The 21,279-nt window shown below is 44.1% G+C and carries 18 protein-coding genes; 6 read left to right on the forward strand and 12 right to left on the reverse strand.

Annotation, left to right across the window (positions count from 1 at the left end; genetic code table 11):
- Positions 1-51: 51 nt before the first annotated feature.
- A complete protein-coding gene (locus tag ACO05P_RS00310) occupies positions 52-1,491 on the forward strand; it encodes an ATP-dependent DNA helicase (RefSeq protein ID WP_421752791.1) in 1,440 nt (479 codons plus the stop codon).
- Here ACO05P_RS00310 and ACO05P_RS00315 read toward each other — a convergent pair.
- Positions 1,464-2,351, reverse strand: coding sequence for a glutamate--tRNA ligase family protein (locus tag ACO05P_RS00315; RefSeq protein WP_421752792.1), 888 nt, complete (start codon positions 2,349-2,351; stop codon positions 1,464-1,466). The genes ACO05P_RS00310 and ACO05P_RS00315 overlap by 28 nt on opposite strands.
- A gap of 131 nt (positions 2,352-2,482) precedes the next feature.
- Here ACO05P_RS00315 and ACO05P_RS00320 point away from each other — a divergent pair, with 131 nt between their 5' ends.
- The 3 genes from ACO05P_RS00320 (at position 2,483) to ACO05P_RS00330 (ending at position 6,808) form a co-directional block, all read left to right on the forward strand.
- The gene (locus ACO05P_RS00320) at positions 2,483-4,552 is read left to right on the forward strand and encodes a M48 family metallopeptidase (protein ID WP_421754863.1); all 2,070 of its coding nucleotides are present in this window, start codon (positions 2,483-2,485) and stop codon (positions 4,550-4,552) included.
- A complete protein-coding gene (locus ACO05P_RS00325) occupies positions 4,549-6,078 on the forward strand; it encodes a hypothetical protein (RefSeq protein WP_421752793.1) in 1,530 nt (509 codons plus the stop codon). Before ACO05P_RS00320 ends, ACO05P_RS00325 begins: the two co-directional genes overlap by 4 nt.
- 178 nt (positions 6,079-6,256) lie before the next feature.
- Positions 6,257-6,808, forward strand: coding sequence for a 1-acyl-sn-glycerol-3-phosphate acyltransferase (locus tag ACO05P_RS00330; protein ID WP_421752794.1), 552 nt, complete (start codon positions 6,257-6,259; stop codon positions 6,806-6,808).
- On the opposite strand, the gene ACO05P_RS00335 is transcribed toward ACO05P_RS00330, so the two are convergent.
- The 9 genes from ACO05P_RS00335 to ACO05P_RS00375 all read right to left on the reverse strand — a co-directional run bounded on the left by ACO05P_RS00335 (position 6,805) and on the right by ACO05P_RS00375 (position 16,824).
- Complete coding sequence (locus ACO05P_RS00335) at positions 6,805-7,524, reverse strand: SDR family oxidoreductase (RefSeq protein ID WP_421752795.1); 720 nt, start codon at positions 7,522-7,524, stop codon at positions 6,805-6,807. The genes ACO05P_RS00330 and ACO05P_RS00335 overlap by 4 nt on opposite strands.
- An 11-nt stretch (positions 7,525-7,535) precedes the next feature.
- A complete protein-coding gene (locus tag ACO05P_RS00340) occupies positions 7,536-8,345 on the reverse strand; it encodes an SOS response-associated peptidase (protein ID WP_421752796.1) in 810 nt (269 codons plus the stop codon).
- Positions 8,346-8,371: 26 nt separating this feature from the next.
- Entirely contained in the window at positions 8,372-8,686 is a 315-nt protein-coding gene (locus tag ACO05P_RS00345; RefSeq protein WP_421752797.1) for a DUF3817 domain-containing protein, read from the reverse strand.
- Positions 8,687-8,770: 84 nt separating this feature from the next.
- Entirely contained in the window at positions 8,771-11,719 is a 2,949-nt protein-coding gene (locus tag ACO05P_RS00350) for a DNA polymerase III subunit alpha (protein WP_421752798.1), read from the reverse strand.
- An 18-nt stretch (positions 11,720-11,737) separates the two neighbouring features.
- The gene (gene dinB, locus ACO05P_RS00355) at positions 11,738-12,961 is read right to left on the reverse strand and encodes a DNA polymerase IV (RefSeq protein ID WP_421752799.1); all 1,224 of its coding nucleotides are present in this window, start codon (positions 12,959-12,961) and stop codon (positions 11,738-11,740) included.
- 218 nt (positions 12,962-13,179) lie between these two features.
- Complete coding sequence (locus tag ACO05P_RS00360) at positions 13,180-14,223, reverse strand: cytochrome-c peroxidase (protein WP_421752800.1); 1,044 nt, start codon at positions 14,221-14,223, stop codon at positions 13,180-13,182.
- On the reverse strand, positions 14,223-15,323 hold the full coding sequence (locus ACO05P_RS00365; RefSeq protein ID WP_421752801.1) for a cytochrome-c peroxidase: 1,101 nt from the start codon (positions 15,321-15,323) through the stop codon (positions 14,223-14,225). Before ACO05P_RS00365 ends, ACO05P_RS00360 begins: the two co-directional genes overlap by 1 nt.
- Before the next feature lie 6 nt (positions 15,324-15,329).
- Positions 15,330-16,295, reverse strand: coding sequence for an MbnP family protein (locus tag ACO05P_RS00370; protein ID WP_421752802.1), 966 nt, complete (start codon positions 16,293-16,295; stop codon positions 15,330-15,332).
- A 70-nt stretch (positions 16,296-16,365) separates the two neighbouring features.
- Entirely contained in the window at positions 16,366-16,824 is a 459-nt protein-coding gene (locus ACO05P_RS00375) for an HYC_CC_PP family protein (RefSeq protein ID WP_421752803.1), read from the reverse strand.
- 96 nt (positions 16,825-16,920) lie between these two features.
- On the opposite strand from ACO05P_RS00375, the gene ACO05P_RS00380 reads away from it, so the two are divergent.
- Positions 16,921-17,445, forward strand: a complete 525-nt coding sequence (locus tag ACO05P_RS00380) for a DinB family protein (RefSeq protein ID WP_421752804.1) — start codon at positions 16,921-16,923, stop codon at positions 17,443-17,445.
- Positions 17,446-17,481: 36 nt separating this feature from the next.
- Positions 17,482-18,135, forward strand: a complete 654-nt coding sequence (trhA, locus tag ACO05P_RS00385) for a PAQR family membrane homeostasis protein TrhA (protein WP_421752805.1) — start codon at positions 17,482-17,484, stop codon at positions 18,133-18,135.
- 317 nt (positions 18,136-18,452) lie between these two features.
- On the opposite strand, the gene ACO05P_RS00390 is transcribed toward trhA, so the two are convergent.
- Positions 18,453-20,228, reverse strand: a complete 1,776-nt coding sequence (locus ACO05P_RS00390; RefSeq protein WP_421752806.1) for a hypothetical protein — start codon at positions 20,226-20,228, stop codon at positions 18,453-18,455.
- Positions 20,229-20,270: 42 nt separating this feature from the next.
- Positions 20,271-21,224: an endonuclease/exonuclease/phosphatase family protein gene (locus ACO05P_RS00395; RefSeq protein WP_421752807.1), complete on the reverse strand. Its 954-nt coding sequence runs from the start codon at positions 21,222-21,224 to the stop codon at positions 20,271-20,273.
- Positions 21,225-21,279 lie beyond the last annotated feature (55 nt).

The following is a 21,279-nucleotide window of genomic DNA, read 5'->3' on the forward strand; positions in this document are numbered from 1 at the left end:
TACAATTTTTTTTAGTTGGCAAACTTGTTTTTTCAACCCTACTTTTGAAGGATGAATAAGGAATGGAAAAGAGCTTTTTATACGCATCTGAAAAAGGCTTTTCCCTATCAGCCAACCCAGGGGCAGTTAGAAGCATTTAAACAATTAACGCTCTTTTTCGCGGAACCGCGTACCGACCTTGTTTTTTTATTGCGAGGTTATGCCGGAACCGGGAAAACCAGCCTTATTCAAGCTTTGGTTCCCAGCCTGGAGGCCTTTCAAAAGAAAGCAGTTTTATTAGCTCCCACTGGTAGAGCGGCCAAGGTGATGAGTCTGTATTCCGGTCGACCGGCATTTACCATTCATAAATATGTGTACCGCTTGCAAACGGATGGACGAGGTTTTTCCATTTTCCGTTTGCGACCCAATAAGGCCCGCGACACCGTTTTTATTATTGATGAGGCTTCAATGATCAATGATGATCGCAGTGATTGGTCGGGTTCAGTATTAGCCGACTTGCTCGAATTTGTAAATAGTGGTGTGCGTTGTCAACTCTTATTGGTAGGAGATACCGCTCAGCTACCCCCGGTGGGAAGCGATGAAAGTCCGGCCTTGAATGGTGATTATCTAGCCCGTTTGTATGGTTTGGAAAATTATGGAGTGGAACTGAAAGAAGTAATGCGGCAAGAACAGGAGTCACAGCTTTTAGCCAATGCCACCTTTTTACGGAATTTACAGATTCAGCCCCCCTATGATCAGCCGCAGTTTAAATTAGGTCCGGATGTATTGCGTTTGCAGGAGGGCTTTGAGGTGGAAGATGCCTTGAACCAAGCTATCTCTGAAGTAGGTAAGGAAGAGATGTGCATTATCGTTCGGTCGAATAAACGCGCCAATCTCTACAATCAGCAATTACGGCGTCGGGTACTTTGGCAGGAGGATGAGATTTCGACCGGTGACTATCTGATGGTAGTTAAAAATAATTACCACTGGTTACCGGATGGACATAAGGCCAGCTTTATTGCTAATGGGGATATTTTGGAATTGTTGGAGATCTACCAATTGATTGAGCTTTATGGAAAGCGTTTTGCCCGCGTGAAATTGCGCTTCACGGACTATGCTGATGCCGAGCCCTTTGAAAGTATCATCTTATTGGATGTATTGGATCATCCGGGCGCTTCATTAAGTTGGGAGGAACAAAGGGCTTTCGCCGATGAGGTGGCCTTGGATTATCAGGATTTACCTAGCAAAGCTGCAATTATGAAGGAGCTTAAAGAGAATCCCTATCTCAATGCCTTGCAGGTGAAATTTGCCTATGCTATTACGGGGCATAAAGCCCAGGGTGGACAGTGGAAAAGGGTTTTTGTAGAACATCCCTGGCGGCCGGAAGAAGAAATCACTTTGGACTATTTGCGTTGGCTGTATACGGCCATTACTCGAGCACGGGAGGAGGTTTATTTATTGGGCTTTCCAGATCATTATTTCGCTCAGGCTTCGGAGCCAGATTGGGAATAGAGCGCCAGAAGTTCAGTTAAAGAATCCGGACTTTCCTTTAAGCCTAAATACCTACTTAAATTTTGAAAGAGCTTTTTTTGCGCTTGAGGATTTTGGTAAATTTTAGCCGCAGGTGCAGATTGACTTTTCGATAGTTTTTCCCCCTCTCGGCGAATCAGGGGATGATGATGGAAGTGAATCGCCTCAAAACTCTTCAGCTTAAGTTCTTGGGCCAGGGCCATTTGGAAAAGACTGGAATCCCAAAGGTCTTCACCGCGTACAATATGGCTGATCTTAAAATGTACATCATCGATTAGGGAGGCCATTTGATAAGAAGGATGACCAGCTTTGCTTTTAAGTACAGTATAATGCATGGCTTGAGGAAAGTCTTCTGAATGAGAATTTCCTGACCAAGCTTTAATTTTAAAGTGACCTGAGTTTTTCTTCCAGCGCCAGGCGAAATCAGGATTATCCAAGCTCAAATTTCGATTCAAGCAGGTACCTGGATATATGCCTTCAGGGTTTAGCTCCAAAATGTCTTTGCGGGAACAATCACAGGCGAAAACTTGCTTTTGATATTTGAGCTGATGTAAGGCGCTGTGATATAGATCCAAACGCAGCTCTTGCGACCAGTTTTTTTCAAAATCCTCAATTCCGGAGGGCCCTTCATTATAGTCGATACCCAATATATCCAGGCTGCGGAATACATCTTCCAAATACTCCACTCGATAGCGTGCACGATCGAGATCATCAATGCGAAGCAGGATAGAGAGACCTTCCTTTCTTGCCATCAACCAAGTTAGGGCAAAGGCAAAGAGGTTCCCCTGATGTAAATATCCAGAGGGAGTAGGAGCGATGCGGGTTTTGGCTTTGAATTGCAAAATTCAACTAATTAAAGAAATGGTCTTTGTGTTCAACTAGGATGTTTCTATTTTCGGCCAAATTATGCATCATAAACCTTAATCCATCCATTTTGAAACAGTCACTATTTGTGCTGTCCTTTGTTCTGCTTATGGCATTTGGTCTTTCTGCTCAAAGGCCTGAATCAAAAATACAGAATGATAGCCGCTTGCTTTCTAAGGAATTCCTAAACCTGAATTGGGAAGATCGCTTGAATCATATATTATATTCGGATAGCATTTTTGATAGCGATCGATATCAGCAAGAGGGTAGAGTTCCATTTTTAGCTTTTAGTCATTTCGAATTTGAACAAAGCTTAGCCGAAGAGCTATTCTATTTAGAGGGTCCAGAGCTGGAATATATTAACAGAATCCATCAGCGACTCCTGCAATCGAATGAAGCCCTGGCGAAAGCAACACAAGTAGTAGTTATAAATGACTTTCAGGTAAATGCCTTTTGTCATCCCAATGGTGTAATTGCAATTACCACGGGTTTATTAGCTCGCATGGAAACCGAAGGTGAGTTAGCTTTTGTAATTGCGCATGAAGCTGCGCATTATGCTTTAGACCATTCATTTATTAGGCACTCCTCTGCTGAAATGGAGGGAGAAGGAGACTATTTTTCTTCGAGTAAAAAAATATATGCTCATCGGGAATATCTAAAAAGATCAAAAGAACATGAGCTGGCAGCAGATCGCGAAGCTGTAAAAACCATGCTAGCGGCAGGATACGGAATTGCGGAAGCTGAATCGCTGCTGGTAAAACTTTTCCGATCGGATTTACCGATGGAAATGAAGCCTTTAAGTCAAAGTCCTCTAATCGATGGGATTGACTTTCAACTTCCGGAGAAATTGGTATTAAAGGATACTTCCGGATTTCGGACCAATTATAATTATCGAGATGAAGGACATACGCATCCTAATATTGGAGAGCGGATTACAGCTTTGCAAGCATATACTACAGATGAAGCTGAGGAGATAAAGGCTTTAGTCAGTGAAATGGACTTCCAAAACTTAAAAGATTGGTCTAGAAAGAGGCTGATTTTAGAGGCCAGGATGGGAATGGATGTGGCCAAATTGAGTTATGAATTTGCTTCCTATAAGGGCCCGTATGAAGGAGAGAGTTTAGAAGTTGACTATCAATACTACAGCAGTTTATACCGTTTGATAGCTCTAATGGACATCAATAAAATAAGTCAAATTATTCCTGAAATTCAATACGTAGACGGTCCTGTGCAGGCCTATTACTACAGCTTAAAGAATATCAACATTGATGAATTGGCTCTTTTGAGTTTATCAAATTTAAATCACTATTATCATAAGGGGCTTGACCTTGAGCGGTTTGAAGAAATTGAATGGGCCATTTTGGCCATTATTCTGAAAGAGGAAAAACCAATGAGCAGTGCCGCATCTTTAATCATGAAGAATCCCTTTCCTACTGCTTTACAAACATCCTTTAAAGAGGGGCTGGGGAAGTGGTTAAGTGGTTTCAAAGGTGGTGAGTTCGAAGATTTGGCCCATACAATGGCGTCTATATATGAGATTAAGCAATTAGAGGCAGAGCGAATTTCATCCTACGTTGAATTAAGGCAAAGAATTGTTGAAAATGACCGAGAATCAAAGGATGATCTTATTAAACGCAGGGTCATTGAGGTAAATGCATTCAGTTTATTTGATTACAGTAGTAGTGCTTCACATGGAGATACAGAACTGTTTGAAACGGGTGAGAACATTGATTTCCTGATGCCAAAGGTGAATTTTGAGTTGGATCCGGTGGAACCTGAAAATATGGGTGTTTTCTATGGGCATAAAGGTTCATTAGTTAAAAACCTTAAGAATTACGGGCCGCCGGGGATTCAATTTTATATGCCGCTACAAATGGATTCGGTTAATCCGGTGGAAGCACATCAATATCAAATGAGAATGTCTCGTCTTTCTGAAGTAAGGATTTTCAATCATCTTAAGATTGCACCTTTAACTGATCCTAGATTTAAAGATTCACCTTTAATTGGAATAGTGGAAATCTATGACGACTATGATATGAAAGCAGTCATGCCTTTGGTAGACCCATATTCCGGAGAAATGATAGAGCTTACATCAAAAACCAGTGCCTTACTACCAGGAGGATCAAGCCTTGAGTATTTAGTGGAAAGTTTAATGGAAAATATTAAATGGGACGAATGAAAGAAAGGTTTGCAATACTACTAGGCTTTTGTCTTGGCACACTTTCTCTTAGTGCTCAAAATCTTGACTACAGAGGGAAGGGCTATTTGCAAATTTTAGGAGAGATTGAAGGCGATTTGGTTATTCAGGATCTTGATAGGATCGATCTTCATCAAAATTTAATCGATTTTGAAATCGTGAAGTTTTCGGAGGGAAACTCAGATTTTGAGAAATATGATGCTGATGACTTAATAGGGGATTTTGATTTCAATAAAGTTCTTGTCAACGCAGTTGTAGATGATACCTTGTCCGTATTAGCAACTGTATATAATGTTGATGATAGCGTGGACGTAATGCGTTATTATTTTAATGCAGAGATGAACTTGGTGAAGTCAGCGCTATTGTTGCGTTATGTAGATCATCATCGCAGTGCAGTTCAAGCTTATTTTAATCAGGATTTATCACATTTCATCGTACAGGCAAATGTGCTTAATAAAGGGAATACCTCGGTTTTGTTTTTAGCAGGCTTTAGGTCTTCAAATAATGAAATGCTCTTTATGGATTCTGAAGTAGGCTCTATCTATCAAAGTGGATTTTTATGGACCCATGTGATGGAAGAAGGCAGGTATGCTTTTTATGTTGATAGCTTGGAGAACTTTTATTTTAGCAGCTCCCAAAAGAGTTTACGCTGTTACAGAGCTGAGGATGGTTTTAAACCTTGGTTTTTGCCTTTGAGGCCTAGTAATTTATCATCGGTCCAATTCGTGGGAAATATAGCATTCCGAAAAGTGAAAGGAGATAAGCTCTTCCTAACGGGACGGATTTTGGAGATGGCTGGAAATAAAGTAAGCTATAACATTAATGGCTCTTTTTCAAAAAGGCCAAACATGATTGATATGGGCTTTATCTCGGCAAATATTAGGCCTTCTCTTCAAGAAATAGAACTGAGTGAGGTGAAGTTATTTGAAAATGCGGGGAAAGAAGAACCCGTATACTACAATCCTGAAAATGGAGGACACTATGGGTATGAAAGCTGGAATCAAGAATTAATAGAGCTTAATGATAGCCTTGTTTTGGTGATTCGTGAGAAATACCTTGACTTGCAGTACAACAGGTTTATGCTTGACTTACAGATGCTATTATTTTCGAAGGACGGGAAGCTTTTAGATACCTATGATCTTGGGAAACAACAAAATACTGTAGTTCAGTCTACCAAGGCAAATTTTGCTTCTTACTCTTATCAGATTAATGGTGGTAAAATTAGATTGGCTTACTATGAAGTGCCTGTGAAAGAACGGGGGGAAATTACCATGTTTAGTTATCGAGCGGACGATATGGCGGATAAGAAAACAATGAAAAATGTGGAGTGGGCAGTATGGGAGTTTTCTTTTGGGGATAAAAGGCTCGATGGAAGACGCCTTAATAATAGAGCCTTAGAATCATATTTTATTGTAGGAAACATTCCACAAGAGATAAAACCCGAAGAATGGACTCAAGTAGTATTTGATAATGAAAAAACGGGCTTTGTGAAAATGAGTCTTTTTTAAAAGCTTATACTTTTACTCGTCTTGGTAGCTAGGAATTAACTTTTGTTAGAACTGAAGTTTTGGAGCTTGATTTCAAGTTTTAGGCTATTGCTGCAATACCTGAAATGGTTTAAGTTGGAATTGAATTTCAAGTAGCAAGATTGAAGAACGCATTTTTAAAATGTTCTAATTTGCACTTATGAAACGCGCCCTCGGAAAATTCTTCTTTTACCTGGCCGGCTGGAAGTTGAAAGCCAATATTACCGATGAAATCAAACATTCTGTAATGGTAGCGGCTCCCCATACTTCCAATTGGGACTTTCCCTTTGCCCTGGCCGCTTTCTGGATGATGGGGATCGATCTGAAGTACTTCATAAAAAACGCTTATACCCGCGGTTTACACGGATGGTTTTTTCGTTGGACGGGTGCCATTGGTGTAAACCAGAAGAAGCACGGTAACCTCACGGATTATGCTATCCGTTTGTTGAAGGAGCGTAAAATGGTAGTCTTAGTGCCCGCGGAAGGAACCCGTAAAAAAGTAGATAAATGGCGGACCGGTTTTTACCGCATTGCCATCGAAGCTAAGGTGCCTATTAGTCTGGGTTATCTGGACTATGCCAAAAAAGAAGCTGGCATCAGAGGGGTGTTTTGGCCCAGTGGTGATTTTGATCAAGATATGGCCCATATCGAGGCACAATACCGCGATATAGGTCCAAAGTTTCCTGAGAATTATAATCCTAAGATTTACTAGGCGCCGGGAGGTCGGCTAGGTCGAACTTCTACCTTGCTGGGCAGAGTTCGGGGATTGATCTTTAATAAGTCTACCAGCAATTCGCCGATATCTTCAGGCTGAATTTTCCAGGCATCTTCCGCCGTTGGAGTGTGGCCATTAAAGTGACTGCTTACCGAGCCAGGCATAATGGTGCTTACTCGAATATCATATTTACGCAGGTCTAACATTATAGATTGCGTCATCCCGGTAAGGGCAAACTTACTCGCATTATAGGCGCTGGCCGTGGGGAAGAAATTTGTGCCCGCCAGACTGCTAATGGTAAAGATGTAACCCTTGGTTTTCTTAAGAGCATCTACACAAGCTTTGATACTGTAAAAAACACCGTTTACATTGGTGTCGATCAGCTCTTCCCATTTAGCCGGTTCCATCTCGTCAATAGGGGCAAAATGACCGATTCCGGCATTGGCAACCAAAACGTCTAAACGGCCAAATTTGGCAATGATATTTCCACAGGCACTTTCCAAATGATCGTATTCGCGCACATTAACGGCTAAAGGAAGCACCTTGCCTCCGGTGCTGTCTTCCAGTTCCTGAGCAGCCGATTGGGCAGTTTCGAGATTGCGGGAGCTGATGGCTACTTTCATGCCCTGCTCTAATAGGGCCTGGGCAATTCCAAAGCCAATGCCTTTGTTGCCGCCGGTAATAAAGGCTACTTTGCCTTCTAATGAATTCATATAGGGATTTTTTAAAATAACTCCATTTGACCAGTATCGTTCGCGTCATCCTCCACTAATTCAGGATAAGTCACTTCATCCAAAGTCTCGGCTACATTTCCCAGGGCTTTTTTGCCCCGCAGAGCTTGAACAGTATGCGCCTTTAGGTCATCATCCGGATAGGCTTTGCAGAGGTAGTGGATGCGTTCTTCTGGATTTTGTTCTTGCCAGTCTTCCAGCCATAATTGCTGTGCTTCGCGATCTAAGATGACAGGCATTCGTGATTGGTTGAGTTTAGGCTTATTCTGAATTTGACTCAAAAGCTTATTGGCGGTTGTGGTTACTATGGTGAAACTGCGCCAGATTTTCTGACTTTCAGGATCGGTCCATTCTTCTTTTAAACCGGCTAAAATCATGGGGCCTTCATCGCGATGACGGATGAGGTAAGGAATGCTTTTCCCAGCTTTGTGATGATGCTCAAAAAAGCCATCCGTAACCACCAGACAGCGTCCTTTTTTTACAGCGCCCCGAAAGGAGGGTTTTTCCAATAAGCTTTCGCTGCGGGCATTGATAGTATTATTCCAAATTCTGGTGGCTTGCTCTTTATCTTTTACCCAAGAGGGAATTAATCCCCAAAGATGAGGCTCCACTGCTAATTTTTGGGCATCGCTTACAATAGGGAAAGTCGGATGAGAATATCCACTGGCATGAAATACCGGCCCCTGAGTTTCGCGAATACGTAAAAAATGCTCCTCTAATTCCTGAATAGTTTCGTCGCTGTAACCAATCCGTTGGGCATAATCCAAGGCCCTTTTGGTTAGAGATAGGGAGTCGTAACACATGGAATAAAGCTAAGGATTTAGCTTCTTTAAACCTGGCCTTCCATGGGCTTTAAAATCTTGGCATCCACATAAAAGCAGCCAAAGGGAATAAAGCTCGCTATCAGAATTACCAGAGCGGTGGTTTTAAACTTCCATTTTTGACTGCTGGCTACCATCAGCGCCAGCAAAACAAAAAGGATGAAAAGGCCGCCGTGCACAGGGCCGATGCTTTTTACCCAAGTGGGATTATCAAAATAATATTTTAGGGGTACGCCTATAAGCACCAGCAGAATGAGTGATATTCCTTCAATAATGGAAACTAAACGCAGGCGGCCGATGGAGGTAGAAACTAGTTTTTTCAAAATGTGTTTTCAAGTGGAGCTGCGAAAATAGAGAAGAGGCTTTAGTAAAGCGATATTATTCATTTATGCTATGGATATCTTTCCCTATGCATGCTCAAAATTCACATAGGGCAGGCGCTCAATGTACTTGGCTTCTACACTTACAAAATCGTATTCTTCGATTACAATCCCACGAATCAGGTAAATGCCTTTCCCTTGAAAAGGATAGCGCTCGGCGACTGGCGGAAAGTGAACGGTATCAATAAAGTGCCCCGCCTGATCGAGGAAGGTGCCAAACATCATATGGCGAGCTTGCTGTCCGCGAGTGGTCACATTTTTTACGTGAATTAAATAGCCACAGAGTCGTATTTCCTCGCCAATATGTTGCGCAATATCCTGAGCGGCAATACAGCCTTCCGGTAATTCGGGGACCAGTTGAAAGGGGGAACTTAGCGGAAAGCCCAGGAGTTCAATCTCATCCACGGCCTGTTCATGCTCGCCACTTTCCAATTCGGGGAGCACCAATTTTTCGCGGGTATTCCGGAAGAGCTCATTTACGGGCGCCGATTTTTTAGCATTGCCCAAAATAAAATGCGCTTCCCAAAGCAGTTTCTTTTTATCAATTTCCATTGCCCGAAATGCATTGATGCGAATAAGAAGAATGCATTGCTCCAGCGAAATTTCTACCCGCTCTAAAAACTCATTCAGGTTTTCGAAAGGGCCATTTGTATGCCGTTCCCGCAGGATGTTCACGGCTGTTTTTTCTTCCAATTCCTTAAGCATTTGCAGGCCCAAGAAAATTTGAGGATGGATCAGCACCGCCTCCATTTCGGAGCGATTGATACAGGGCGCTTCTACAATACCTCCGGCGAGACGAGCTTCGTTGAGGTAGGTTTCTACCGAATAAAAGCCCCCGCCATTATTGATGGTGGCCAGCAGGTATTCGAGTGGATAATAAGCTTTCAGGTAAAGACTTTGATAGCTCTCCACGGCATAGCTGGCCGAATGGCCTTTGGCAAAGGCATAATTTCCAAAGCTTTCAATTTGCCGCCACACCTCGGTACTCACCGCTTCACTATAGCCTCTTTCTGCACAGTTTTGGAAAAACTTGTCCTTAATAGTGTCAAATTCATTGCGCTCTCGGAACTTCCAACTCATACCTCGTCGCAGTACATCGGCTTCTTCCAAACTGAGGCCGGCAAAGAAGTGGGCAACCTTTAATACATCTTCCTGGTAAACCATCACCCCATAAGTTTCTTCCAGTATCTCACCAATCTTAGGATGGATATACTGTCGTCTTTCGGGTTCCCGGTAGCGACGGATGTATTCGGCCATCATGCCACTGGCCGAAACCCCCGGGCGAATAATAGAGCTGGCAGCGACCAGGCCTAAATAGGTGTCGGCGCGTAATTTTCGCAATAAAGCCCGCATGGCTGGCGATTCTACATAAAAGCAGGCCATGGTCTGACCTTCGCGTAGCATGTCTTTAATCTTGGGATCCTTGTAAAAGTTTTGCACCTGATGGATGTCCAGCTCCTTAGCTTCGGGTCGATTTTGCTTTACTAATTGAACCGCCTCTTTGATTTTAGCCAATCCCCGCTGCCCTAGAATATCGAATTTATGCAGGCCAATATCCTCGGCGGTATACATATCGAAATGCGTGGTGGGGAAGCCCTTGGGCGGTAAAAAGGTGCTGCCATAATAGGAAATATCTTTTTCCGGGATGAGGATGCCACTGGCGTGTACGGTAAGATGGTTGGGGAAATCTTCGATGCGCTTACCGTAGCGGAGTACCAGCTTTTGCATATCGTCCCAGTCTTTGCCTCCCTGGCGTCGTGCGCGACTAAGTTCATCAATATCTCTGCCGGGCAGGCCTAATACCTTGCCCAGTTCTCGTGCTATGGCGCGGTACTTAAAGGTGGTATAGGAACCCAGGAGGCTGGCTTTGGGGAAGCGCTCAAAAATATAGCGGGTAACATCGGCTCGATCACGCCAGGAGAAATCTACATCGAAATCTGGGGGTTGACGCCGCGAAAGGTTGATGAAGCGCTCAAAGTAGAGATCGAGCTCAATAGGGTCTACATCAGTAATACGCAGGAGATAGGCTACCAGGCTGTTGGCGCCACTGCCCCGACCTACATAAAAGTAGTTTTTACGACGGGCATAGTTTACAATGTCCCAGTTAATGAGGAAGTAGCTGTAATAGCCTCGCTTTTCGATTACATCCAATTCTTTTTCCAGGCGTTGATGCACCTCAGGATCGGCATTGGGGTAGCGGTATTCGAGACCATTATAACATAGGGAGCGGATAATCTCGCGATCGCCGGTGAGGCTGTCGGTATAATGGATACGGTTAAGGCTTTTCGAATAGTTTTTAAACTCAAAATCCAAATTGCAATCGGCTAAAATTCGCTCGCTATTGCTGATGATTTCCGGGTACTCGCTAAAGAGGGCTTTTAACTTACGTGAGTTGAGTAAACCCCATTGTGCGGGGGCTTGCTTTTCGACGGGGAGCTTGCTAAGCAGGCAATTTTCGCCAATGGAACGCAAGAGGCGATGGGTATTGTAATCGCCTTTATGGCGGAAGCTATTCGGGTGTAGGATCACCATTTTGCTGCTTTGATTCTTTAGAGGGGAGAAGCGCAGTTTGTTGAGATCCTTAGGCTCCAGGCCGATGTATTCATTTTCGCGAAGATTGCGTTTGGGGGCCCGATCGAAGGGATAAATAACATAGGCCTTTTCGAGGGGCGCCTCTGCTTCGGCTTCCAAATCTTGATGCAGGCGAGAGGAGAGGTAGTGGTTCATCTCAGCGAAAGCTTCTTCATCTCGGGCCAGGGCGATAAACTGTCTTTCGCTAGCCTTACAAAAGTCGATTCCCGCTACCGCTTTAATACCGGCCTCGCGGGCCAGTCGACTAAACTCTATACAGGCCGCTGAGGTGTTGATGTCGGTTAAAGCCAGCACTTCTTCGCCTTCCTCGCGAGCCCATTCTACCCATTCGGCAGGAGAGAGCACGCCATATTTGAAACTGTAATAACTATGATGATTAAGCATGGGTAATAGATTTGAAGCTTATTGTCGGCGATGGGCCATAATTACAGGAGCCATGCCGTTAAAGGGATTGGCGCGATCCAGACTTTTAGATTCGAGGGTTTTGGCGCGTTTTACCGCATCGGAGCCAAAGCGTTGTCGCATGCGATCCATGGCCTGGTAGAGGCGGATTTTCTCGGCACTGTCTTCAAAGAGATTAATTTGATGACCACCTCCTACCAGATGACTAAACTTCAGGCCAATCAGGCGCACCAATAAACGTCTTTCGTAGAGTTTCTTGAAAAGCTCCTTACTGATGTCGATTAGCTTATCATCGTTGCTGGTATAGGGAATGCGCTTTTGCAGGGTATAGGTATTGAAATCTGAATAGCGAATTTTTACGGTTATACAGGCGGTAAGCTTATTACCCTGGCGTAATTGGAAGGCCAGGCTTTCGGCCATAGCCACAATAAGGGTGTCAAGCTTTAGTACGTCGGTGGTATCTTTTTGGAAGGTGCGTTCGAGGGAGATAGACTTGCGTTCCTGATAGGGGACAATGGGAGAGGGGTCTACCCCATTGGCTTTATGCCAGAGGCTGATGCCGTTTTTGCCCATGGCCTTTTCCATCACCGGAAGGGGCATTTGCTGTAAGGTGTGAATATGACGAATGCCCATGCGATTAAGCAAAAGCCCGGTTTTGTCGCCCACCATGGGGATTTTCCGAACCAGCAAGGGCGCTAAAAAAGGCTTCTCGGTGCCGCGGGGTACTTCGAGGCGATTATTAGGTTTGGCCTCTCCGGTAGCCACTTTTGCTACCGTTTTATTGGTAGAAAGACCAAAGGAAATGGGGAGGCCGGTTTCGCGAATGATTTTATCCCGCATCTCTGTAGCCAGTTTATAGCAACCAAAAAAGCGATCCATGCCACTGAGGTCGGCGTAAAACTCATCGATGCTGGTTTTCTCAAAAAGCGGAACCTCCTCTTTGATGATTTCGGTAATGATATTCGAATACTTACTGTAGCGACTGCTATCTCCTTTAATCACAATCGCTTCCGGGCAAAGCTGCATGGCCATGCGCATCGGCATACCGGAGTGAATACCAAAGCGTCGCGCTTCATAGCTGCAGGAAGCTACTACACCACGACTGCTGGTTCCGCCTACCAATACCGGTAAATTATTTAAGGCACTATTGTGCAGGCGCTCTACCGAAACGAAGAAACTATCCAGGTCGAGGTGAACTATGGTTTTGGAAGCACCGGAAATCATCTTGCTATTAATTTTAGAATGATAGCAAAATTAGAGAATTCTAAGTTTCGAAAATCAAATATTGAAAAGCAAAAAGATCAAATTATTGGTTTCGAGGACTTAAAATTTCTTGAGCTTGAAATAGTCGTATCAAAAAATGACTATTGCGAAGAGCTAATAGAATATTGCTAATCCTGAACCTCTTAAGGTTTTGAATAGAAGTGTTTTAGAGTAATGGTTTAGCGGCCAGCTTCGGAGAAACTTTGATTTTGAGTGAAGATGGGGTCGCTTAAAGCCAGTAGGAAGGCAATCAGGTCACTTTGCTCTTGATCGCTGAGGCTAAAGGGGCGAATCAGTTCGGATTGATTGGGATGTCCGGCTCCGCCTTTTTGATAATGCTGAATTACTTCCGCCAAGTTTTGGAAGCGTCCGTCGTGCATATAGGGAGCGCTAAAAGCCAGGTTTCGCAAGGAAGGTACTTTGGCCCGACCTTCATCGGCGGGGTCATTGGTGAGGCGCATGCGCAAGGGATCTTGATAGACCGAATCGAGGCCATTATTCTCGAAAGCATAATTGCTGAAATTGAAGCCTGAATGGCAGCTGGCACATTGGGTGCGGGAAGAAAAGAAAAGGGCCATTCCGCGAATTTCGGCTTTATTTAAAGCTTGGGATTCCCCTTGGTACTGATAACGATCGTAGGGGCTGTTGCCACTGATAAGGCTCCTTTGGAAAACGCCCAGGGCTCGGGTGATTACCCAGGGGTCCGGCTCTCTCTCATAGGCTTCTTCACTCATTTGTCGGTAGCGGGCATTGGCTTGTAATTTGGCCGCAATTTCCGGCATGGAATGGTCAAATTCATTATGCTCTTGAACGGGAACCAAGGCCTGCATTTCTAAGGTAGGAACACTGCCTTCTCGCAGGAAATAAGGATGATAGCCAATATTAGTAAGGGAGGTGGCATTGCGGGTTCCGGGTCGATTTTGAATGCCGGGGCTAAAAGCTCGATCATCGGCGAAAGCCAATTCCAATTTATGGCAAGAGGCGCAACTCAGGCTGCTATCACGCGAAAGCACCGGATCGTAAAAAAGCTTTTTGCCCAATTGCCAGCGGGCATAGCTGTATTGGTTGTCTTCGGGGAAGACCATATCCGGAAAACCCGGAGGGATCTGTAAAACAAAGCCCTCCGGTTCCGAATTTTGTTCTTGAGCTTTTCGGCAGGACCCCAAAAGAAGGAGGCTTCCTAGTAAAAAGACAAGACTGGTATTTAGCTTTAACTTAAGCACTAGAAAGGACTGCTGTAACGTGGGTCGCTAATCATATCCTGATCAGTAAGGGTTTTGAGGAAGGCGATAATATCAGCCTTATCCTGTGCCGATAATTGCAAGCCTCCCGAAACCCGGGTGTATTCCAGGGCTGGGTCCAAGGTAGCCGAGGCTTCCAGTCCATTGTTGTAATGATCGAGTACCTCTTCAAGGCTTTCAAAGCGCCCATCGTGCATATAGGGAGCGGTAAGCTCAATATTGCGCAGGGAGGTAACTTTAAACTTGCCTAAATCGGCCAGGTCCTGAGTGGCTTTATAACGACCACTGTCAATAAAGCTACCATCGCCATCCAAACCATTGTTCATGTACAGGTCATTCTCGAAAGTTCGTCCGGCATGGCAGTGTGCGCAATCCGCTCCTGAGGTAGCTGGGAAGCCAGGGTTAAACTCGGCAAAGAAAAGTTCCCGACCGCGTTCCTCGCTATCACTAAAGCTGACCTCACCTCGCAGGTATTGATCGTACTTGCTGTTATGCGAAACAATGGAATTCATAAACTGCTCCAGGGCCCAGGAAATACGCTCTTCAGTAATCTCATTAGAGCCAAATGCCCGGATAAACTGATTGCGATAGCCTTCGCTGGCGCTGAGTTTACTAATCACATTTTCGAGGCTTTCATTCATTTCCAAGGGATCCTGAATAGGAAGCAAGGATTGATCTCGTAATAAATGAGCACGTCCATCCCAGAAAAATTCATTTTGATGCCAGGCGGTATTAAACACGCTCATGGCCTGACGTTTCCCGGGAAGTCCTTCTACCCCGATTGAAAAACGGGCGGTGTCGGTAAAGGCATGTTCCTGGCGATGACAGCTGGCACAAGACATACTACCATCCTTTGATAGGCGGGTATCATAGAACAGCATTCGACCGAGTTGAACTCCTTGTTCGGTAAGAGGATTATCGGGATTTAAAGAGGTAGGAGCGTCTAAATCTCCATACTCCAAAATATAGGGGGTGTCATCGTAGGTGGCCGTAGTTCCGGGATTTGCCGAGTCGTCTTTACAGGAACCCAACAAGGTGGCCAGTACGATAATCGCAGGGCTTAGATAAGATTTAAATGTCATCTAATCCTATTGGATAATCAGCTTTTGGCTGGCTATCACTGCATTATCTTTAATCAAGCTGATCAGGTAAACCCCCGGAAGGTTTAGCTCTAAGTTCAGCTCATTTTGATAATTAAAGGCTTGAGTTTCGATAAGCTTACCGCTGAGGTCGCGAATTTCCACCTGATCGGCTTCATCCGCCTGGGACAGGCTTACCGCAAATTCGCTGCTACTGGGATTGGGATAAACGGCCCAATTTACCGACTCGGTTTCCTCCAGACTTACATTTGCCGCACCAGCGCTAAATACTTCATTCTTGAAATTATTGAGCAGGCTTACGGCATGGGATGAAGAACCATGATAGTTCAAGCTTCCATTTACAGTAATATCCTTGAGAGCCATTTCATAATCTCCATCGATGGCGATGATTAATTTCGATCCATCCCAGGTACCTGAAGTTACCACGGTGGCATAGCCGTAATTGGCATCACCCAACCCATGTAATTGCCAGCCTTGATTCATGGAAGCACCGCCCAAGCCTTCTATAGCTACAAAACGATAACCGGCGCTCCAGCCCCAGTGCATGGAAGGACTTTGGAAGGCTAGAGGGTGGTTGGAAGCGTAGGCTGATATGTCAGAGTGATTTTTACTGCCATCTACGCCAATTCCGAAACGTACACTATCCAATTGACTGATGGTGTAATTACCCAAAACATCGCTTGTTAGCATACCATCGCGAGCAGCTTTCACTAAAATGTAATGATCGGTAATATCCGTTACCTGTCCGCCATCGTGATAGAGGGTGATTTCGGAAATGTAATAGTCCAATCTTTGGATTTTAAAAGGATCTCCCAAATTGTTGGAAGCGCTTTGACTGGGACTGTAGGTAGTGCTACCTAATTTATGATTGATTTGAAAATGAACCTCCGATTGAGCCCAAGCTAAAGGACTCATCAAGCAGGTGAATAACAAAATGCTTAATTGTTTTTTCATAGTGTTTTGATTAAATGATAGATATAAAATGATCTGCAGGCACAGCAGCCTGATCTATTTATATCCCGGTCTAAATCAAAAACACTTGGTAATCAATGATATGTTGCACCCGTATGAGGGGAGGCTTATATTGATAGTAATGGGGGTCTTTTTGCTGATGGGAATGAAGCGGAATGGAGAGTTCGAAACTATCGCTGCTATGAATTGTTTGTTCAGATTGAAAAACGAAGTCCTGAGAACTTTGAATAACCTCTACTTCTAAAATCTCCAGGTCGATGAGCTCATCATCGCAGCATTTGCCTTTTTCTTCTTTTGATTCCGAGGGTTTTGCCTTTCGTTTGCAATGACCTTCTTCACTGCAGCAATCTTTAGGCTCTTCGATTTTGGGCTTTACATGCTCGCAGGCCTCAGCCTTTTGATAGAAAGCCAAAGAGTGAATTTCACCACCACAAGAATGCACGCCAATATCTATTCCTGTAATCGATAGGAATAGGCTAAAGAGCATCACTATGGCCAGCCATTTTTTCACGATCCCAATTTAGAAAATTCTGGCAATAAGCTCTGTAGCGATTTTACTCTGCTTATGCCATGAAAGTTCTACCTTGCTCAGCAAAGATTTGCTTCTATGAACAGAGCGGAAATTCTCGATAAACTTCGTACGCAGCATCAGGCTCTGATGGCCTTTTTAGGTGATTTGAATGAAAACCAAATTCACCAGCAAAAAGAAGGTAAATGGTCGGCTTTACAGAATATGGATCACCTATTAAAGTCTATTCAAGTAGTGAACCCCGCGGTTCGTAAGCCTGGTTTTTTATTGCGCCAGGCCTTTGGGAGACCCAATCGGGAAGCTCGAACTTATGATGGCTTAGTGCAACGCTATCAGGAGCGTTTGCAAGGGGCTGAAGCCAAGGCTCCCAAACAATATGAGGCCGCTGATTCCCGTCAATTGAATCGACAGGAAGTTCTCAAAGAATATGATCAAGAGGTACAGCGACTTTTACAGTATTTAGGGAAGGTGAAAGAAGCGAAATTAGACCGCACGCTTTTGCCCCATCCGCTCTTGGGGAAATTACTAATGCGCGAATTATTTTACTTCATGCATTATCATACTAGTCATCATTGGGAAGCCATTAAAAAAAGTGTGGCCTAAACCCAATCAATTTGGCCGCTATTTCGTTTTGTTAGTATGAAGAGCCCCCGCCCCGCAACTCCTAAAAGTACACCCAAAGAAGAGCTTTGGAACAGCATCACCCATGGCATAGGTATTCCCGTTGCCATTGCCGGAATTGTGCTTTTGGTTCTGAACGCTATCGATCGTGGAACTACCAGTTATTGGGTGGCTGCTTTGGTATATGGATTAAGTATGCTCTGGACCTATGTCGCCTCTACCATTTACCATGTGTCTCATCGAGCTAATGATCAAACACGTTATGTATTGCATCTGCTAGATCATACCTCCATTTATTTCTTCATTGCCGGGACCTATACTCCCATTGCCCTTTTTGCCTTGCCCGGTTGGTGGAGTAGCGTGATTCTCATCTCAGTATGGTCCCTGGCTATAATCGGACTGGTGTATAAGCTTTTCTTTTTGGGGCGCTTCAAAAAGCTGTCCTTGGCCATTTACCTGCTTATGGGCTGGTTAATCATTTTCGCCTTCAGGCCTTTGTATGAGTCGGCTCCAAGGGAATTGATCATTTGGATTTTAGCAGGCGGCGCTGCCTATACCTTGGGCACCGTTTTCTTTAGCCTCCGCAAATTAAAATACGCCCACAGTGTTTGGCACTTACTGGTGCTGGCGGGGAGTATTTGTCATTTTGTGGGGATATATCTTTATATATAGATCGCGGTGCTGTTAGAGGGTAGACCGCTTCGCTGTTAGATGTTAGATCGCTACGCTGTTAGATTTAGACCGCAGTACTAATTCTCTGTGTACCTCTGAGTTCTCGAAGCCTGAGTTTACGAAGGCGATCCTCCGTGTTGAAGCAAATGGGTTGCTGTGCTCCCAGAATTTAGATCGCTCCGCTGTTAGATTTCCCGCAGTACTAATTCTCTGTGCACCTCTGAGTTCTCGAAGCCTGAGTTTACGAAGGCGATCCTCTGTGTTGAAGCAAATGGGTTGCTGTGCTCCCAGAATTTAGATCGCTTCGTTGTTAGATATTAGAGTACTTTCTTGAGGTAGAGGTAGTTACCATCTTTATCCTTTTTTAGAACCTTGCCTTCCCAAAACCAGGGTTCATTAACCGAATGGAAGCCAAAATTCCATGGGTATACCTCTTTAATATGGGTAGTAACTGCTCTTCCAAATGCGCTAGCAATATCAGCATCATTTACTAATTCTATATCCGGGATAAGATGCCAGTGATAAAGTTCTCTTTCCAATCTTTGGTCCCAATAATAGAACCTTGCTACTACTCTTTCACCGGGTAAATGAACCATTACCGGTAAGATATTGTGTCGACGGTTTAAGTCGTGTAAAGCACCGATACTACCAAAGCTATAAGTGACCAGCAATATGGAGTCGTCTGATTTGATCAAACGCTTTAATACTTTGTCGTAATACAATTCCGTAAACTCACGATTTTCCAAGATGTTTCCCATCCGTTCCTTAAACTCGCGGCCCCGAGCTTCAAATAAAGGGAGCCCAATAAAGGGTAAATAATTGTTTTGATAGGAAAGTAAACTTGAGCTGTCTTTGTGCTTGGAAACTATGGTTTCAAAGAGGTAGGTGGAGTCAATAATTTGAAAAGGGCCGCTGGTCCAGAAGTCTTCCTTCCAGGTGCTGCTGCCATTTTCGAACATCTCCAGTTTTTGACTTTTCTTTAGAAACTGCTGTTTAGCGGCTTCAATGCTGTTGGCATGAATGGTTTCACCATAGGTATCCGTTACATACCAATCTCCATCTACTTCCATGGCAATGCTGGTCCAGCCGTAATAAGGGGCTTGTAAAGGATCGCTAAATTCATCAAGGTCAATTTCCGGATAAGGCCTTTCGAAGAAGTTTTTGGGAATACATTCTTCAATTTCCGGTTGATAGGCCCTCATTCCTAAAGCTATAAACCGACTTTGAGATTCGTCGGTCCACTGATGAAAATACAATTCGTCCTCCCGATCAGCTCGTTTCAAAACCTTCATTTGATCCTTGTTCAAAGCTTGAGGGAAATTGCTCTGTAGTGCATTGCTGCGCTGGGATTGTAAGCTCCAGATCTTTCGAGATTCAGCATTCTTCGACGCGAAGATCAAAATCTTAGCATGAGCTTGCTCTAAAAGCTTGTCTATGCATTGTGGGAGGCTTGCTCCGCTGGCGCTGATATTAGTTTGATAACAAAGGCTATCCTTGTGAGTGCTATCAGCAACAACCAAATCAGCAGTCGCCACATATTGCCCTACCTTAAGGGTATCCATTTTAATATTATCGAGGCAAAGAGCGTATTGCGTATAATGGCTGGCGGCGAGTTCTCCCAAACTATATTCCTTCAAATTGGGGATATATCGACTATAAACATAGGGGTTAATAAAGGCCTGTTTCATTTTTAGAGACAAGCCTTCTTTAAGTCGCGCGGCGATCATAAAATAATCTCCCGACTCTTTGTTATTAGCTTCAGTTTGCCGAACCATCGCATCGACCGGGTTGCTGGGGCTGTAAGAATCTGCATTATTACGGAGATAGCGGAATTTCCACAGCTCACGTTCTTTGGCCAGAAAGGCATAAAACTCTTCCTGTAAGTGGGGAGGGACAAAAATTTGATCAGGTTCTACAATTAACAGGCTAGGACTGATGTCTCCTCTTTTGCTAAGGGGCTTGTAAAATTGGGCATAGTCAATGTCCATACTGCCCTTTTGACCATTCATGTTATAAGTTTCAACACTTATTACGGTTTGGGCAAAACTAAATTGGCAAAACAGTAGCAATGCCAGTTGGAAGCTAAATTTCATCGGTTTGGTTGGTTGATTTAAAAATGGAAAAATATAAAGTGCTTAAGGAACAAGCAAATCTAGAATTAGTGGTAGGTGATCGCTAATGGCACGCATATCTTCTGGATTAAAAGGCTGCAGCACCTGGGCAGAATTAGGAATTACCTGATCGCTTAAATTTTGATTGTAGAGGATATAATCCAATCGGTGGCTGGGTGCATCGGCAGGATGGCTATTGATCTCTGGAGCCAGGGGATCGTAAAGTTTCACCGAAGGACGTTCATCCTCCAATAAGGTTTTAATCTCATTGCCATTGCGATAAGAGTTTAAGTCGCCTAAAAGGATAATATCCGCTTCCGGTTCGGCTTTTAGCAATTTCTCCATTTCCTTCTGCCAGTAGCGTAATTGACCCAACCGCATGGCTTCATTACGGTTACCGCCTCCGGCTTTGAGATGGGCGCCACTGAGGTACAGTCCGTAGGTGCTGTCTACCAACAGTTCGCAGGTCCACAAACGGGTATTGATGTAGTTCTGAGTTTGGTATTTGTTTTCACCATCCTCTTCAAATACGACCGGCGTATGCACATTTCCATAGCTAATCATTTTGCCTATGGGCAGTTTGCTGAGAATAACCACATTTTGATACCAGTTCCGACTGCGTGTATCGGCTATATATTGATAGCCTAAATCGGGGAAGAAGCTGTCGCGTAAAGCTTCTACTACATTGGCACTTTCTGCCTCTTCGAAGACAATCACATCGGCCCCAGCCATTTTTAAAGCCTGAGCCAGAAGTTTCATTTTTTCGGGCTTGATTTCGCCATTGTTCTCCCGACCATTATTTACATAGGGATCATCCAGTTCATCTACCAAATGCTCCACGTTCCAGGTCATGATACGTAAAGTGTCGCCGGTAGAATAAGTATGTCTGGCAGGAAATACGGCTTCAGAATTAAAAGGACTCTTTTGGGCACTTAGGAACAGGGGGAAGACCAATAATGGCCAAAGGAATTTTTTCATACCGGGTATTTGTTGCGAAATTAAGGAAGCTCTGCTTGAGCGCCTGCGAATTTGA

Origin of the sequence: Croceimicrobium sp., from assembly GCF_965228705.1 — a bacterium.
Lineage (GTDB): Bacteria > Bacteroidota > Bacteroidia > Flavobacteriales > Schleiferiaceae > Croceimicrobium.

Bases quoted from the DNA above. Each gene is read 5' to 3' on its own strand.
- ACO05P_RS00370 (WP_421752802.1), bottom strand. From the start codon at position 16,295: ATGAAAAAACAATTAAGCATTTTGTTATTCACCTGCTTGATGAGTCCT.
- ACO05P_RS00350 (WP_421752798.1), bottom strand. From the start codon at position 11,719: ATGCTTAATCATCATAGTTATTACAGTTTCAAATATGGCGTGCTCTCT.
- ACO05P_RS00335 (WP_421752795.1), bottom strand. From the start codon at position 7,524: ATGAATTCATTAGAAGGCAAAGTAGCCTTTATTACCGGCGGCAACAAA.
- ACO05P_RS00395 (WP_421752807.1), bottom strand. From the start codon at position 21,224: ATGAAAAAATTCCTTTGGCCATTATTGGTCTTCCCCCTGTTCCTAAGT.
- trhA (WP_421752805.1), top strand. From the start codon at position 17,482: ATGAAGAGCCCCCGCCCCGCAACTCCTAAAAGTACACCCAAAGAAGAG.
- ACO05P_RS00380 (WP_421752804.1), top strand. From the start codon at position 16,921: ATGAACAGAGCGGAAATTCTCGATAAACTTCGTACGCAGCATCAGGCT.
- ACO05P_RS00330 (WP_421752794.1), top strand. From the start codon at position 6,257: ATGAAACGCGCCCTCGGAAAATTCTTCTTTTACCTGGCCGGCTGGAAG.
- ACO05P_RS00390 (WP_421752806.1), bottom strand. From the start codon at position 20,228: ATGAAATTTAGCTTCCAACTGGCATTGCTACTGTTTTGCCAATTTAGT.
- dinB (WP_421752799.1), bottom strand. From the start codon at position 12,961: ATGATTTCCGGTGCTTCCAAAACCATAGTTCACCTCGACCTGGATAGT.
- ACO05P_RS00310 (WP_421752791.1), top strand. From the start codon at position 52: ATGAATAAGGAATGGAAAAGAGCTTTTTATACGCATCTGAAAAAGGCT.
- ACO05P_RS00340 (WP_421752796.1), bottom strand. From the start codon at position 8,345: ATGTGTTACGACTCCCTATCTCTAACCAAAAGGGCCTTGGATTATGCC.
- ACO05P_RS00320 (WP_421754863.1), top strand. From the start codon at position 2,483: ATGGCATTTGGTCTTTCTGCTCAAAGGCCTGAATCAAAAATACAGAAT.
- ACO05P_RS00325 (WP_421752793.1), top strand. From the start codon at position 4,549: ATGAAAGAAAGGTTTGCAATACTACTAGGCTTTTGTCTTGGCACACTT.
- ACO05P_RS00365 (WP_421752801.1), bottom strand. From the start codon at position 15,323: ATGACATTTAAATCTTATCTAAGCCCTGCGATTATCGTACTGGCCACC.